13 protein-coding genes are annotated in these 13,973 nt (G+C 34.1%); 9 read left to right on the top strand and 4 right to left on the bottom strand.

Features of this window, described 5'->3' with window-relative positions; genetic code table 11:
- Positions 1–123: 123 nt before the first annotated feature.
- The 3 genes from ABEG63_RS17275 to ABEG63_RS17265 all read right to left on the bottom strand — a co-directional run bounded on the left by ABEG63_RS17275 (position 124) and on the right by ABEG63_RS17265 (position 2,877).
- Positions 124–726: an outer membrane beta-barrel protein gene (locus ABEG63_RS17275; RefSeq protein ID WP_267402901.1), complete on the bottom strand. Its 603-nt coding sequence runs from the start codon at positions 724–726 to the stop codon at positions 124–126.
- 357 nt (positions 727–1,083) lie between these two features.
- Complete coding sequence (locus ABEG63_RS17270) at positions 1,084–1,731, bottom strand: porin family protein (protein WP_312394181.1); 648 nt, start codon at positions 1,729–1,731, stop codon at positions 1,084–1,086.
- A gap of 186 nt (positions 1,732–1,917) precedes the next feature.
- The gene (locus tag ABEG63_RS17265) at positions 1,918–2,877 is read right to left on the bottom strand and encodes a PhoH family protein (protein WP_267402899.1); all 960 of its coding nucleotides are present in this window, start codon (positions 2,875–2,877) and stop codon (positions 1,918–1,920) included.
- Between the two features lie 142 nt (positions 2,878–3,019).
- Between ABEG63_RS17265 and ABEG63_RS17260 the strand changes: the two genes are divergently transcribed.
- The 8 genes from ABEG63_RS17260 to rplI all read left to right on the top strand — a co-directional run bounded on the left by ABEG63_RS17260 (position 3,020) and on the right by rplI (position 11,569).
- Complete coding sequence (locus tag ABEG63_RS17260) at positions 3,020–3,847, top strand: SAM-dependent chlorinase/fluorinase (protein ID WP_267402898.1); 828 nt, start codon at positions 3,020–3,022, stop codon at positions 3,845–3,847.
- 63 nt (positions 3,848–3,910) lie between these two features.
- Positions 3,911–5,209: a dihydrolipoamide acetyltransferase family protein gene (locus ABEG63_RS17255; RefSeq protein WP_346586471.1), complete on the top strand. Its 1,299-nt coding sequence runs from the start codon at positions 3,911–3,913 to the stop codon at positions 5,207–5,209.
- 257 nt (positions 5,210–5,466) lie between these two features.
- Positions 5,467–6,897, top strand: a complete 1,431-nt coding sequence (locus ABEG63_RS17250; protein WP_346586469.1) for a serine hydrolase — start codon at positions 5,467–5,469, stop codon at positions 6,895–6,897.
- A 378-nt stretch (positions 6,898–7,275) separates the two neighbouring features.
- Positions 7,276–8,625 (top strand): chloride channel protein, encoded by a 1,350-nt coding sequence (locus ABEG63_RS17245; protein WP_346586468.1) that lies wholly within the window; start codon positions 7,276–7,278, stop codon positions 8,623–8,625.
- Positions 8,626–8,728: 103 nt separating this feature from the next.
- Entirely contained in the window at positions 8,729–10,072 is a 1,344-nt protein-coding gene (locus ABEG63_RS17240; RefSeq protein WP_346586466.1) for a choice-of-anchor J domain-containing protein, read from the top strand.
- A gap of 138 nt (positions 10,073–10,210) precedes the next feature.
- Positions 10,211–10,552 carry a 30S ribosomal protein S6 gene (rpsF, locus tag ABEG63_RS17235; RefSeq protein WP_267402893.1) on the top strand — a complete coding sequence of 114 codons (342 nt, stop codon included), beginning with the start codon at positions 10,211–10,213 and terminating at the stop codon, positions 10,550–10,552.
- A 32-nt stretch (positions 10,553–10,584) separates the two neighbouring features.
- Positions 10,585–10,887 (top strand): 30S ribosomal protein S18, encoded by a 303-nt coding sequence (gene rpsR / locus ABEG63_RS17230; RefSeq protein WP_267402892.1) that lies wholly within the window; start codon positions 10,585–10,587, stop codon positions 10,885–10,887.
- 166 nt (positions 10,888–11,053) lie between these two features.
- Entirely contained in the window at positions 11,054–11,569 is a 516-nt protein-coding gene (gene rplI, locus ABEG63_RS17225; RefSeq protein ID WP_267402891.1) for a 50S ribosomal protein L9, read from the top strand.
- A 122-nt stretch (positions 11,570–11,691) separates the two neighbouring features.
- On the opposite strand, the gene ABEG63_RS17220 is transcribed toward rplI, so the two are convergent.
- The gene (locus ABEG63_RS17220; RefSeq protein WP_312394203.1) at positions 11,692–12,522 is read right to left on the bottom strand and encodes an AraC family transcriptional regulator; all 831 of its coding nucleotides are present in this window, start codon (positions 12,520–12,522) and stop codon (positions 11,692–11,694) included.
- A gap of 191 nt (positions 12,523–12,713) precedes the next feature.
- On the opposite strand from ABEG63_RS17220, the gene ABEG63_RS17215 reads away from it, so the two are divergent.
- A complete protein-coding gene (locus ABEG63_RS17215) occupies positions 12,714–13,970 on the top strand; it encodes a TolC family protein (RefSeq protein ID WP_346586463.1) in 1,257 nt (418 codons plus the stop codon).
- Positions 13,971–13,973 lie beyond the last annotated feature (3 nt).

The following is a 13,973-nucleotide window of genomic DNA, read 5'->3' as shown; positions in this document are numbered from 1 at the left end:
AGCAAGAAAAGTGAGATAATAAGAAATGTATTTTCATGGTTTAAATTTAGTTTTTATATGGAGAAAAAGTCCCAAGAAAAAATCTCAGGACTTTTAGCTTTTTCAGCTTATATGCTTTGTTTATTATTTAGCAAAAACATATTTAACACCGATTCCTACTGACGCTAAGTCAAGACCGAAGTTATAGTTATCTACGCTTTTAGCATCTTTGTACTTGAAGTTGCTGTATCCGAAGTCACCGATAGTAGCTTCAAGAGTCCAGTTTTTGTTCAAGAAATAATCTAAACCTGGCTTCACAGAAACTCCGAAAGAGTTGAAAGTTTCTTTGTTTGAAGTGTTAGTAAGATTGTTCTCACCTTTATCGCTTCCGAATGCCATAGGCACAGAAAGTTGACCGAAGATGTAGAATTTCTCACCTAAAGTCCAGTACTTTCTTACGAAAGGCTCAACTACAAATGCAGAAATTGTGTTTTTAGTGTTTACAATAGCTGTTTCTGTTTTTTCAACATTAGAAGCATAACCAACACCTACCCCAACTGCTAAGTTAGTACCAACGAAATATCCTACAGTAGGAACTAATTTAAGATCGTTTGTTTTAACGTTTGTATTGTTATCTTCGCTAGCTGCAAAGTTTACAGTACCTGATAAATATGTAGTTCCTTTAGCGATTTGAGCGTTTGATAAACCGAAAAGTGCAATAGCACCCGCTAATAATACTTTTTTCATTTTTAAAAAATTTTAATACTTTCTGAGGGCAAAATTACAGTGGTACCCGCGAATATTAAAATTTGTTAATGTGATTAATATCATTGATGAATATTGGCAATTTTCGACAATAAAGCGTATTAAATAAAGCGCTTTGACTTTTTCTCAATATTTTAATAAAAAAAACTAAAATTTTTCAACAGTAGTTGAAAAACGTTTACTTTATTAAATCTTAATTCAAGGCTAAATTCTGGTTAAAACCATTGCTTTTTATCTTTAAATTATGTTAAAATTAATTCTTCTTAATATAAAATTTTCATCTAATTCATAAAAAAGCGAGGCAATATTGCCTCGCTCATGTTTTTATAACAGTAAAACTTAGTTATTACCAAATTTGAAACCTACACCAATTTGAGCAAAGCTATTGTGTACTTTTCCAAATCCTGATTCTTTTGCAAGATCCGAAATACCGTAGTTGTATCTTGCGTCGAAGAATAATCCGTTTTCCAACATATATTCGACACCAATAAATGGAGCGATATTCAGTTTCTTATAAAGATCTTTCACATCTTCATCATTATCACCTTCCAATTCTAAACCGGGAATGTTTAAACCACCGTCATAAACAGCTTTTGCCTTAGCAGACAAAATAACACCGAAGCTTGCACCAGCAGAGATTGAAAAGCCTTCTGTAATGAAATATTTTGCAGAAACCGGAACCAATACTGTTCCTAATGTAGTTTTTGTTTTAAAACCACCGAAATCCTCCTCATCGTTGTATTTGGACTTTCCTCCAAGTGGCGAATAAAGAACCTCCCCTTGTACACCGAATTTATCGCTGATTTTATATTCTGCCATACCTCCAACATAAAAAGTATGCATTGGATCTGAACTGATTGGGTCTTCAGTATCTTTATATTTTAAAGTGGAAAAAGAATATCCAGCTTTTGGCCCGAATCTGAATTCCTGAGCCTGTGTCGAAATCCCCATAACAGCAACTGCTGCAACTAGTAAAATTTTCTTCATAGTATTAGTTTTTTAATTAAAATGAGCGCAAATCTAAACATTAATTTTAGATTTAACAAATTTTAACAAAACAAAAATGTTAAAATTAATTTTATTTAATTTATCACTTCAAAGTACTGCTATAAAAGCAAAAACGGAATCAAACATCATTTGATTCCGTTTTTTATTCATTAAAAAGTGTATTTACTAATCGTTTCGTTGTCTCTTATCCTCATCATTGTAAGCAAGAATAATTTTTCTTACCACAGGGTGTCTCACAACATCTTCTTCGGTTAAATGTACAAAACCTATTTCCTTTACATCTTTCAAAATTCTCATCGCTTCTTTTAATCCGGATTGTTGTTTTGGTGGCAAATCTACCTGACTTGGATCTCCCGTAATGATAAATTTCGCATTCATTCCCATTCTCGTTAAAAACATTTTCATTTGAGAATGTGTCGTATTTTGAGCTTCATCTAAAATTACAAAAGCATCATCCAGCGTTCTACCTCTCATAAAAGCCAATGGAGCTACCTCAATTACCTTTTTCTCAATAAAACCTTCCAGTTTTTCATGCGGAATCATATCACGAAGCGCATCATACAAAGGCTGTAAATACGGATCTAGTTTCTCTTTCAAATCTCCAGGTAAAAACCCTAAACTCTCCCCCGCTTCTACCGCAGGTCTGGTAAGCACAATCCTTTTCACCGACTTATCCCTTAAAGCTTTTGCAGCCAATGCAACACTGGTATACGTTTTTCCCGTTCCCGCAGGCCCAATGGCAAAAACCATATCTTTTTTCTCAGTTTCTTTTACTAATTTTTTAAGATTGGTGGTTTTAGCTTTGATAATTTTACCGTTTACCCCTTTTACTATAATATCCTGATCGAAAACTAACTGTTTTTCATTCTCATCTTTAAGATTTAGGATATTTTCAACGTCTTTCAGGTCGATAGAATTATTTTTAGAAATAAATTTTACGATATCATCAAGTTTATTCTTAAATATGTCTAAAGCTTCCTGATTGCCCATCGCAAAGATGTAATGATCTCTTCCGGTAATTTTAAGGGTCGGAAAGCTTGATTTTATTAAATTGAAATATTGGTTATTAACTCCATAGAAGATTTTCGCATCGATATCTTCCAAATCATATGTTAATTCAAACATGCAGTATTTTTATTTTTAGATTTTAAATTTAAAGCTTTTTTTGAAATTTATATCAAATTCTTTTCCATAATATTTCGGGCTTTCTTTTTATTTTAGATAAATTTGCAGTATTCGATTATTCTAAATATTCTTAAAACTACAAATGTCAATTATTACCCTTACTTCAGATTTCGGAAATTTAGACTACAGAGTGGCCGCTTTGAAGGGCAGCATTCTGTCTCTAAACCAGAAGGTTAATATTGTTGATATTACTCACGATATTCAGGCTTTCAACCTTGTACAGACGTCGTACATCGTAAGAAATGCCTATAAACATTTTCCGAAAGGCACCATTCATATCCTTTCCGTTGACAGTTTTCAACATAAATCAAGGAAAAACATTGTATATAAATCGGCCGGACATTATTTTATTTCGGCAGACAACGGACTTTTAAGTTTAATTTTTTTTGATATTAAACCTGAAGCCATTTATGAAATTACATTAAACAACAGATTCGACGATATTGTAAACTTTACTTCCACGGACGTTTTCGTGCCTGCTGCCGTACATTTGGCTAATGGCGGACTTCCCGAAGTGATCGGCAGAAAAATAGATTCCGCAAAACAGCTTTTATTCCCTAAACCCGTTTATAATGAGTCTGAAAAGATGATTATCGGGGAAGTGACTTATATTGATAATTTCGGAAATATAATATCAAATATTGGCAAAGAATTTTTTGAAACAATTAACAAAGGATATGAAAATTTCACGATAAAATTTAGAAATCTGGCGGTTTCAAAAGTATTTTCCAGCCATACCGAAGTGGTTTCAGATTGGGATCGGGAAACCGAATTCCATGGGCAGTCTGCAGCAATCTTCAATGACAGTCAGCTTTTGGAGCTAACGATCTATAAGGGAAGTAAAAAGAACGGCGCCAAATCTCTGTTTGGAATGAACGTGGGAGAAAATATTTACGTTGAATTTTCGTAAAATTTAATATTTCATAAAAAAATCGATTTTTTTTATATATTTGTCAAAATCTAAAAATTAAAAATGGCAGAATACAAATTATTGCTTCCTTCCATGGGAGAAGGTGTTATGGAAGCGACAATTATCACTTGGTTGTTCAACGAAGGCGATAGTGTAAAGGAAGATGATTCCGTAGTAGAAATTGCAACAGATAAGGTAGATTCAGACGTTCCGACACCAGTTTCGGGGAAAATTGTAAAGATTTTGAAGCAGAAGGACGAAGTTGCAAAAGTAGGTGAAGCCATTGCTATTTTAGAAATTGAAGGTGAAGGTGGAAATACAGCAACAGAAGAAGTAAAAGCTGAAACTCCGGTTACTACGCCAGACGCTGAAACATTGAAAACAATTGAACAGCCATTACAAGTTGCTGCTTCTACAGAGTTTTCGGGAGATCTTTATTTGTCTCCGCTTGTAAAATCAATCGCACAACAGGAAAATATTTCTGACACTGAACTTAAATCTATCAAAGGTAGCGGTTTAGAAGGAAGAATTACCAAAGAAGATATTTTAGCTTACGTAAGCAACAGAGGAAACCAGCCAGCTCCACAAGCTGCTCCGGCAGTTTCTAAACCAGTTGCTACTTCGGCTCCGGCAGCTACCATTACCGCTGCTGCAGGTGATGAGATCATTCCGATGGACAGAATGAGAAAGATCATCGCTGAAAACATGGTGAAAGCTAAACAAATTGCTCCGCACGTTACTTCTTTCATTGAAACAGACGTAACCAACGTGGTAAAATGGAGAAATAAAAACAAAGCTGTTTTTGAAAAACGTGAAGGTGAAAAACTAACGTTCATGCCTATTTTCGTGAAAGCGGTTGTAAAAGCGATTCAGGATTTCCCAATGATTAATGTTTCCATCAGTGGAGAAAATATCATTAAAAAGAAAAATATCAACATCGGTATGGCAACTGCTTTACCAGACGGAAATTTAATCGTTCCTGTAATTAAAAATGCAGATCAGTTGTCACTTTCAGGATTGGCAAAAGCGATCAACGATTTGGCATACAGAGCAAGAAATAAAAAATTGAGACCTGAAGATACTCAGGGTGCAACATATACAATTTCTAACGTAGGAAGCTTCGGAAACCTTATGGGAACACCGATTATTCCTCAGCCTCAGGTTGCCATTTTAGCAATCGGAGCCATCGTTAAAAAACCTGCAGTTCTTGAAACGGCTGATGGAGATGTTATTGCGATCAGAAACTTAATGTTCATGTCTCACTCTTACGATCACAGAGTGGTAGACGGTTCTCTTGGCGGAATGATGTTGAAGCACGTTCACGATTACCTTGAAAATTGGGATCTGAACACAGAAATATAAGTAATAATTAATTAGCAATGAGTAATTTTACTTACTGCTGATTGTATAAATGATGAATGGAATAATAAGCGATAAATGATACAATTGTCATGTTGAGCTTGCCAAAACATCTTTACAATACAAAACCTTCGAAATTTTTCGGAGGTTTTTTTTGTTTGAAAAAATTTGTAACATTTTATCCAAATTCAAACAAACCATGTAATAGAATACGTTTTTCAACTGTCTTACAATAAAATAAGAACTAATATCCTCAAAATATGAAACAAATTCTTCTTACCGCTTTCGCTCTGCATATTTCTGCCGCTACTTTTTCGCAACAAACCAATCAGTTTAAATTAATCGATAATTATGTAAAAGAAGCCATTAAAACGAATCAAATTCCCGGTTTGGCGATTGGCGTTATAAAAGATGGAAAAATCATTTTTGAACAATATTATGGAACGGAAAACTTGGAAGATTCCAAAAAAGTAAGTCCGAGTTCGATGTTTAGGATTTATTCTACTTCAAAATTAATGACGAATGTTGGCATTTTCCAATTGATTGAACAGGGAAAATTATCCTTAGAAGACAATGTTTCAAAGTATATTGAAAATCTTCCAAAAGACTGGGAAAATGTGAAAGTGAAGAATCTTCTGACTCATTCTTCAGGAATGCCGGATTTTGTGGCTTTCAATGATATTTTACCTGAATATTCAAGTTCTAAAACGATTGAACGTTTGAGCAAAGAGAAAATGGATTTTACAACGGAAAACGAATTCAGATATAATCAAACAAATTATATGCTTCTTTCAATGATTATTGAAAAAATCACTGGACAATCATTCGAAAATTTCATACTAAATAATCAATTTTCTGATGCAAAAAATCAAGTTGTTTATTCGTCAAATGCTCTTGAGAAAATTCCGAATCGTGTTATAAAATATAATTACAATTCCGAAACGAAAAAATATGTAAAGTCTACAGATGTTGAAGGAAAAAAAGCATTTCCAGGAAACGGAATTGCCATTACCCTACCCGCTTTTTTAAAATGGAGCAGCCATTTAAGCAAAAACGATTTCCTGAATCAAAAAACAAAAGATATGATGTGGCAACCGTTTGAATATGGAAATAAAAAAGATGTTTTCGCGTACGGCTGGGAAATCAGCAAAGCGAATAATATTCCGTCTTATGGTTTTTCTGGGGGAAATGTAAGCGCTTACAGAATTTTTCCACAAAATAATATGGCCATTGTGATGATGTCGAACGGATATAATTTTTTTCCTGCGCAATATCAAATCGTAAATCATATCGCGGCGATAATCAATAAAAATTTAACCGATGATTATTCTTTAGCCGAAGAATCTATCATTAATGAATTTGCAAAACCGAACAATCCAAATGCAGAAAAGAATTACTACTCTATTAAATCAAAAGATCCAAAATGGAATTTTGAAGGTACTTTGAATAACATCGGATATATCTTGTTAAGGAATGCAAGAATTGATGAAGCGGTAAAAGTTTTTGCTTTAAATACTAAAGAAAATCCTCAATCGGCAAACGCTTTTGACAGTTTGGGTGAAGGTTATTTTTCAACTAAAAACTATAATTTGGCGTTAGAAAATTATAAAAAATCTTTAGAATTGAATCCGGACAATAATAATGCGGCAAGTATGATTACTAAAATACAGGATTTGATAAAAAAGAATTAAAGCTTTGTTTTCCAACAAAGCTTTAAAGCACTTCGTCAGGCTCATTGCGACATTTCTAATACTAAATGTTTATTACAAAATATGTAGTTTAAAATTTTATCTTCGATAAAATCTTTGTGCCTTAAAGCAATTCTTTTTACTATTTCTTTGAGTCTTTGTGATTTCCAAAAAATTCAAAAAAGTCTATAAATCAATCTCAACAAAAGTTGGGATTTTTATTTGCAGATTTTAAGTAAATAATTTTATCTTTAAAACAGAACTGATGAATATTTAAAATTGAATTTTAAACTAATTATAAATCAATTAATGGATGGTAAATCAGAACACAGATTAGAAGATTGATAATTTAACCGTATTTTCGCACCTCAAAATTAGCAAATGTTGAAAATTTTCATCCTCATTCGAAGAAGTCTTAAAAAATCCTTCGACAATATCCGCAACGAACAATTGAAGCTTAATTTGCTTCAGGCTATTCCTTTTTGGATCGGTTCTGTCATTACGGGATTTGTCGCCGTAATGTATGCTAAAATATTTGCCTGGGGCGAAGACTTACTGCATTTTATTTTAAACTGGCATGCCTGGATGATCTTCATTATCGCTCCGATTGGTTTTGTACTTTCGTGGTGGTTGGTGAAAGAATTTGCACCGAACGCCAAAGGAAGCGGAATTCCGCAGGTGATGGCGGCTGTAGAATTGGCAAATCCGAAGGAACATAGAAAAATCCGAAGCTTATTAAGCTTAAAAATTATTGTCTTTAAAATCATTTCTTCCGTGGTTTTAGTTATTGGAGGAGGCGCGGTGGGTCGTGAAGGACCGACCATTCAGATTGCGGGATCGGTTTTCAGAAAAGTAAACGAATATCTTCCCGAATGGTGGCCGAAAATTTCAAAGAAAAACATGATTATGACGGGTGCAGCAGCGGGATTGGCAGCAGCATTCAACACTCCCCTAGGCGGAATTGTATTTGCGGTTGAAGAACTTTCAAAAACACATATCAATTACTTTAAAACAGCGTTATTTACCGCGGTTATTATCGCCGGTTTAACAGCACAGACTTTAGCAGGTTCGTATTTATATTTAGGTTATCCAAAAACCAATGACGTTTCGCTAATGGTAATGTTTCCTATTATTTTAGTGGCAGGAATTGCGGGAATTATGGCAAGTCAGCTTTCCGTAACCATGCTGAAAATGAATGATTGGAAGAAAAAAAATCTTAAAACCGATAAAGCAAATGTCGCTTTTCTAATTGTCAGCGCTTTAATTATAGCTTCTATTGCTTATTTTATTAATCAGGAGATTTTGGGTTCAGGAAAGGAAATTATGGAACGCGTACTTTTCACGAAAAACAAACACGAAGAATGGTATGTTCCTATTTTAAGAATGTTGGGTCCTGCCTTATCTTTTACTTCTGGTGGCGCAGGCGGAATTTTCGCACCGGCTTTAACGGCTGGGGCAAGTATTGGTTCTGTAATTTCAGGATTTATCAATTTAACTCAAAATGAAACCAATGTTGTTGTTTTAGCCGGAATGGTAGCTTTTTTAACAGGAATCACACGCGCTCCGTTTACTTCAGCCATCATTGTTTTGGAAATGACAGACAGGCATTCTTTAATTTTCCATTTGATGCTTGGCGGCATGGTCTCTTCTATTGCTTCACTCCTTGTAAGCAGGCATTCTTTGTACGATTTAATAAAAATCAATTTTCTAAACGAGATTAGAAAAGAGTAAGAATAACATTATAATTCGATTAAAATTGAAAATATAATGTGTTGATTATTTGATATTTCTATGTTTTTTCATTATATTTGAGAAGAATCATAAAACATTATTCATGAAAAAACATTTACTGAATGCACTATTATTGTGCCTTCCATTGTTTGGCTATAGCCAAATATTTCAAGAAGATTTTGACGGAAACGGACCAGGCATAGCAGCTTGGACGATTATTGATGCCGATGGGCTAACTCCTGCTGACGATGTAGATTTTATTACCAATGGCTGGAATCGTATAGACAGACAAGGCACCAATGGCGGTTTCGGCGGACCAGCTGGAAATTATGCAGCCATGAGTACCTCATGGTACACTCCTGCCGGAACTTCTAATGACTGGCTAATATCTCCACAGTTTACAGTTTCTGGTACATCTCCTACTTTATATTGGGATGCAAAGGCACAGGACACAAGTTATAGAGATGGATACAAAGTGATGCTTGCTCCAAATGGAGGAAATACAATCGCTGATTTTACAGTTCAGCTCTATAGCACAACAGGAGAATATGGAACATGGGCAAGCAGAGCCGCTGTTCTTACACCTTATATTGGTCAAAATGTAAGAATAGCATTTGTAAATAATAGCAATGACAAATTCATGCTGTTAGTGGATAATATTAAAGTCGATTATACTTATGTAGAACCACCAGTACCGTATTGTGGACCATTAAGCTTTGGATATGCTGCGTTTGGTATTGATGGGGATGAGCCTATAACATTAGTTAATTTCGCAGGCATTAACAATACTTCATCTAGTGATGCTTATGTAGGAAATAGCCATGAGTATTTCTTATCGCAAACTGCCACTGTAACACAAGGGAATTCTTATAATATTACATTAAAAGGAAATACGGGAGGAAATTATGAAAATACTTTTGTAGTTTTCATCGACTGGAATCAAAATGGCTCTTTAAATGATCCTGGTGAAGTGTATGAGGTAACTCAAACCATACAAAATTCTTCAGGAGCAGATGCTATTCAGGCTGTACATTCCATTGCCGTTCCTGCAACAGCTTTACCGGGGAATACAAGAATGAGAATTAAGAAAACGGATAGTGACTTTACAGATCCTGATGTAATTGACCCTTGTGAAGGAGGCTATTATGGGCAAGCAGAAGATTACACCGTAAATGTTGTAGCTTCTTCGTTATCAACCAATGAATTAGCTAAGAAAAATGCTTCATTAAAAGTATATCCAAATCCTGTAACTGATATTTTAAATATTGAATCTCAATTAAAAGTAAAATCAATCAGCGTGTTTGATGCTACAGGAAGAAATGTATTGACCTCTGAAATTAATCAGACTAAATTTAATGTAGATTTATCTAAACTAACTTCTGGATCATATATCGTGACGGTGCAAACAGAAAACGGTTCGCAATCTGCAAAAGTGATTAAGAAATAATTATTTTAAACATAAAACTTTTTAAAGATCTGCTTTTGCAGGTCTTTTTTTGTTTAATCATTTTCACAAACATATTGCATATTACAAATATATTTTCTACTTTTGCACCTCGAAATAATTAACAAATTTTTTAACATTATGAACAATTACGAAACTGTTTTCATTTTAACTCCCGTTCTATCTGAAGCTCAGGTGGAGGAAGCAGTGAACAAGTATGTAGATCTTATCAAAGAAAAGAACTGCGAAATCGTTGCTAAAGAAAACTGGGGATTAAAAAAATTAGCTTACCCAATCCAATTGAAAAAGAATGGGTTCTATACTTTAATCGAATTTAAAGGTGAAGGTTCTGTAGTTGCTGATTTAGAATTAGCATTCAAGCGTGACGAGAGAGTTATCCGTTACCTTACTACAAAACTAGACAAGCATGCTGTAGAGTACGCTGTAACAAGAAGAGCTAAAGTAAAAGCAGCTAAAGCTTAATTAATTAACCCAATTTTTAAAAAAGACAAGACATGGCAATAGATGATATGGCTAAACAAGCCTCAGCTGGAGGAGAATCAGAAGTAAAATTCCTTACTCCGCTTGATATCAATACAAAATCTGAAAAGAAATATTGTAGATTCAAAAAATACGGAATTAAGCACGTTGATTACAAAGATGCTGATTTCTTATTACAGTTCGTAAACGAGCAGGGTAAAATCTTACCAAGAAGATACACTGGTACTTCTTTGAAATATCAGAGAAAAGTTTCTGCTGCAATCAAAAGAGCAAGACACCTTTCTTTACTACCATACGTAGCTGATTTATTGAAATAAAAAATTGCAATTAGCCATTAGCTCTATGCTTTTGGCTTTTTGTTGCTGAATAAATAATTAAATTCTAACGGAATTGAGATTTTAAATTTTGGATTTTAGATTAGGAATTTCTTAATCTTTTATTTTTCAATCTTTTAATTTTTCAATCTTAAAACGGACAACAACAATGAACATTATTCTTAAAAAAGACGTAGAAAACTTAGGTCTTGAATTCGACACAGTAAGCGTAAAGCCTGGTTATGCAAGAAACTTCCTAATCCCTCAAGGATTTGCACTTTTAGCTACACCTAAAAACATTGCAGCTCTAGAAGCTACTTTGGAAGCTAGAAAAGAAGAAGAAGCTAAATTAATCGCTGCTGCTAACACTGTAGTTGATAAATTGAAGAAAACTTCTGTTACGATCCCTGCAAAAGTAGGTGCTGGTGACAAATTATTCGGATCTATCAACAATGCAGATCTTTCTGCTGCTCTAGAAAAAGCTGGAGTATCTGTTGAGAAGAAATACATCAAAATTCCAGGGAACACTATTAAGAGAACTGGTAAAGTAACTGCTAACATCAGATTACACAGAAACGTTGAATACAACTTCGAATTCGATATCGTATCTGACGCTCCGGTAGAAGCTCCAAAACCAGCTGCTCCTAAAGCTGCTAAAGTTGAAGAGTCTTCTGAAGAAGCTTAATCAAAAAGAGAATTTTCTCAACATATAAACCACTTCATTTGAAGTGGTTTTTTTATTTATGTCAACGAAGTGATCCCAGAACCCTCAAATTCTCAACCACTCCAACCCTATAGCACTCCCACTCAATCCTCTCCCTTTAACTTATGCATATATTCCGTCGGTGGAATTCCAATTACTTTTTTAAAAATATTACTGAAGGATGAAAGGCTGTTATACCCTACCATCATGGCAATTTCATACATATTATATTTTCCTTCCAACATCAATTCTAAAGAGCGTGTAATTCTCAATGCACGCAGAAAACGAACGTAATTCATCCCTAAAATCTCTTTAAACTTTCTTGAAAGCGTTCTTGTACTCATACCGAACTCTTTTGCCGTAGATTCGATTGTTAGAGGCTTTTCTAAGTTGGCATGAATGTATTGGGCAATCTTCAACAGGGTTTCATCTTTTGGGAAAGGATGCTGCACAGGAAAAGCGGTTCTTTTTTCTCGTTTTTCAAATAAAATTCCTTTTAAAGCTTTAAGAAAATAATATTTATTAACATCATTTTTTGTGATTTTCCCATCCCAGTCTTTTGTATGTAAAATCATTTCCCTCAGAAGATGATTCACCGAATAAATATTGATTTCATCAAAAAAGCCATCTTCAGATTCCTCTTCTTTAAAATATAAATTGAAAAGATCTACATTCTGACTGGTAGAAAAAATGTAATGAGGAGTGTGGGCCGGAATCCACATAAAGCAACGGGCAGGCAGATACCAGTGTTTGGAATCTGTAAAAATATGGACAATGCCGCCTTCAGCATACACCAATTGTGAAGAACCGTGATAATGAACATCGGTTTTAATCCCTCCCTTCAGGACGTTATAAATATAAAATTCGGCATCGTCTTCTTCAACGGCTCCAAAATGACTGTTATTCATAAAATAAAGATAATAAGAAAATTTCATTTTGGCGTAAATGATAAAATCTTTTTCTGTTTTAATAAATAGAGTCTTCTATAACACCGCGTAACTTTGCACTATCAAAATCAATTTAGCAAAAAACCTTTAATTTAATTATGAATATGATATTTAACGCATGCAAATATCAGTGCATAGCGTTGTGCTTATTATTGATAAGCTTTAATTTACAATCACAAGTGATAGATTTTCAGCATCTCGCCTTACAGGAGGCCATAGAGATCGGCTTAAAGAATAATAAAAATATTAAAATAAGCCATTTAAAAAACGAAATGTCCGAAACCAAAGAGAAAGATCTTAAAATGGAAAAACTTCCGGACATTGAATTTCATACCAGCTACAATCAGGTTACTAATCTTTTCCAGCATGAAGGCGGTGTTTTTTCAAAAGCAACAAAATACAACATCATCAACGGGATGTATGATTTCACCCTATCAGCATCAATTCCTGTCTATATGGGTGGAAAAATAAAAAATACGGAGAAAAAAGCAGCCATTGACACTGAAATTTCTTCATTAAAAACACATTTAGACGAAAGACAGCTGAAAATGGAAATCATTACCGCTTTCCTTCAGATTCATCATTTAAAAGAACAGCAAAATCTGATTAATGATAAAATGAAAGAAGATTCGGTGAATATCAAACAGGTAAAATCACTGAAAGCAAACGGTGTGGTAACCGTAAATGAAGTATTGAGAACATCTTTACAGCTTTCGAATCATAAAATGAGCTGGACAGAGCTGGATAATGACATTCAAATCGCAGAACATAAACTGAAAACTATTCTTTCCCTTCCCGAAACTCAGGAAATGCACGTAGATACGGAAGATTTAATTTCAGAAAATGCTGAAATTCCTTATATAGACGAATTAACAGAAACCGCCTTGCATAAAAACGAATCGGTTGAAATGGCAAACAAAAACCTTTCCCTTAAAGAATTGGATCAGAAAATTACAAAAGCGAATTATTTACCGAAAATTACCGCAGGTGGTGAATATTTTTTAAAATATCCAAACATGATGTTCTTCCCTCCCGAACCTTATGCTTACCGTTTGGGAATGTTAGGCGTGAATCTTACCTATCCTATCGAAAATTTGTACAAAAATAAATACAAAATGCAGGAATCAAAGGAAAATATTAACCTAGCCAAACTTCAGATCGAAGAAAATGAGGAAAATATAAGACACAATGTATATGAGGCTTACAAAAAGTTTGAAGAAACCGATCAAAAGGTAAAAATTTCAGAAGAAGCGATTACCCAAGCGAAAGAAAACTATAGAATTGTAAGAACAAAATACGCTAACAAATTAAGCTTAATCACCGAACTGATCGATGCCGATAATGCTTATTTAGAAGCTCAATCTAATCTTATTTCCGTAAAAATCAACAGACAACTTAAATATTATCAACTCCAATACACGATTGGAAACTTATAAAAA

Origin of the sequence: Chryseobacterium sp. C39-AII1, assembly GCF_039672645.1 — a bacterium.
Classification (GTDB): Bacteria; Bacteroidota; Bacteroidia; order Flavobacteriales; family Weeksellaceae; genus Chryseobacterium.
Note: the sequence above shows the minus strand (reverse complement) of the source record. Positions and strands in the feature narration are given on the sequence as shown.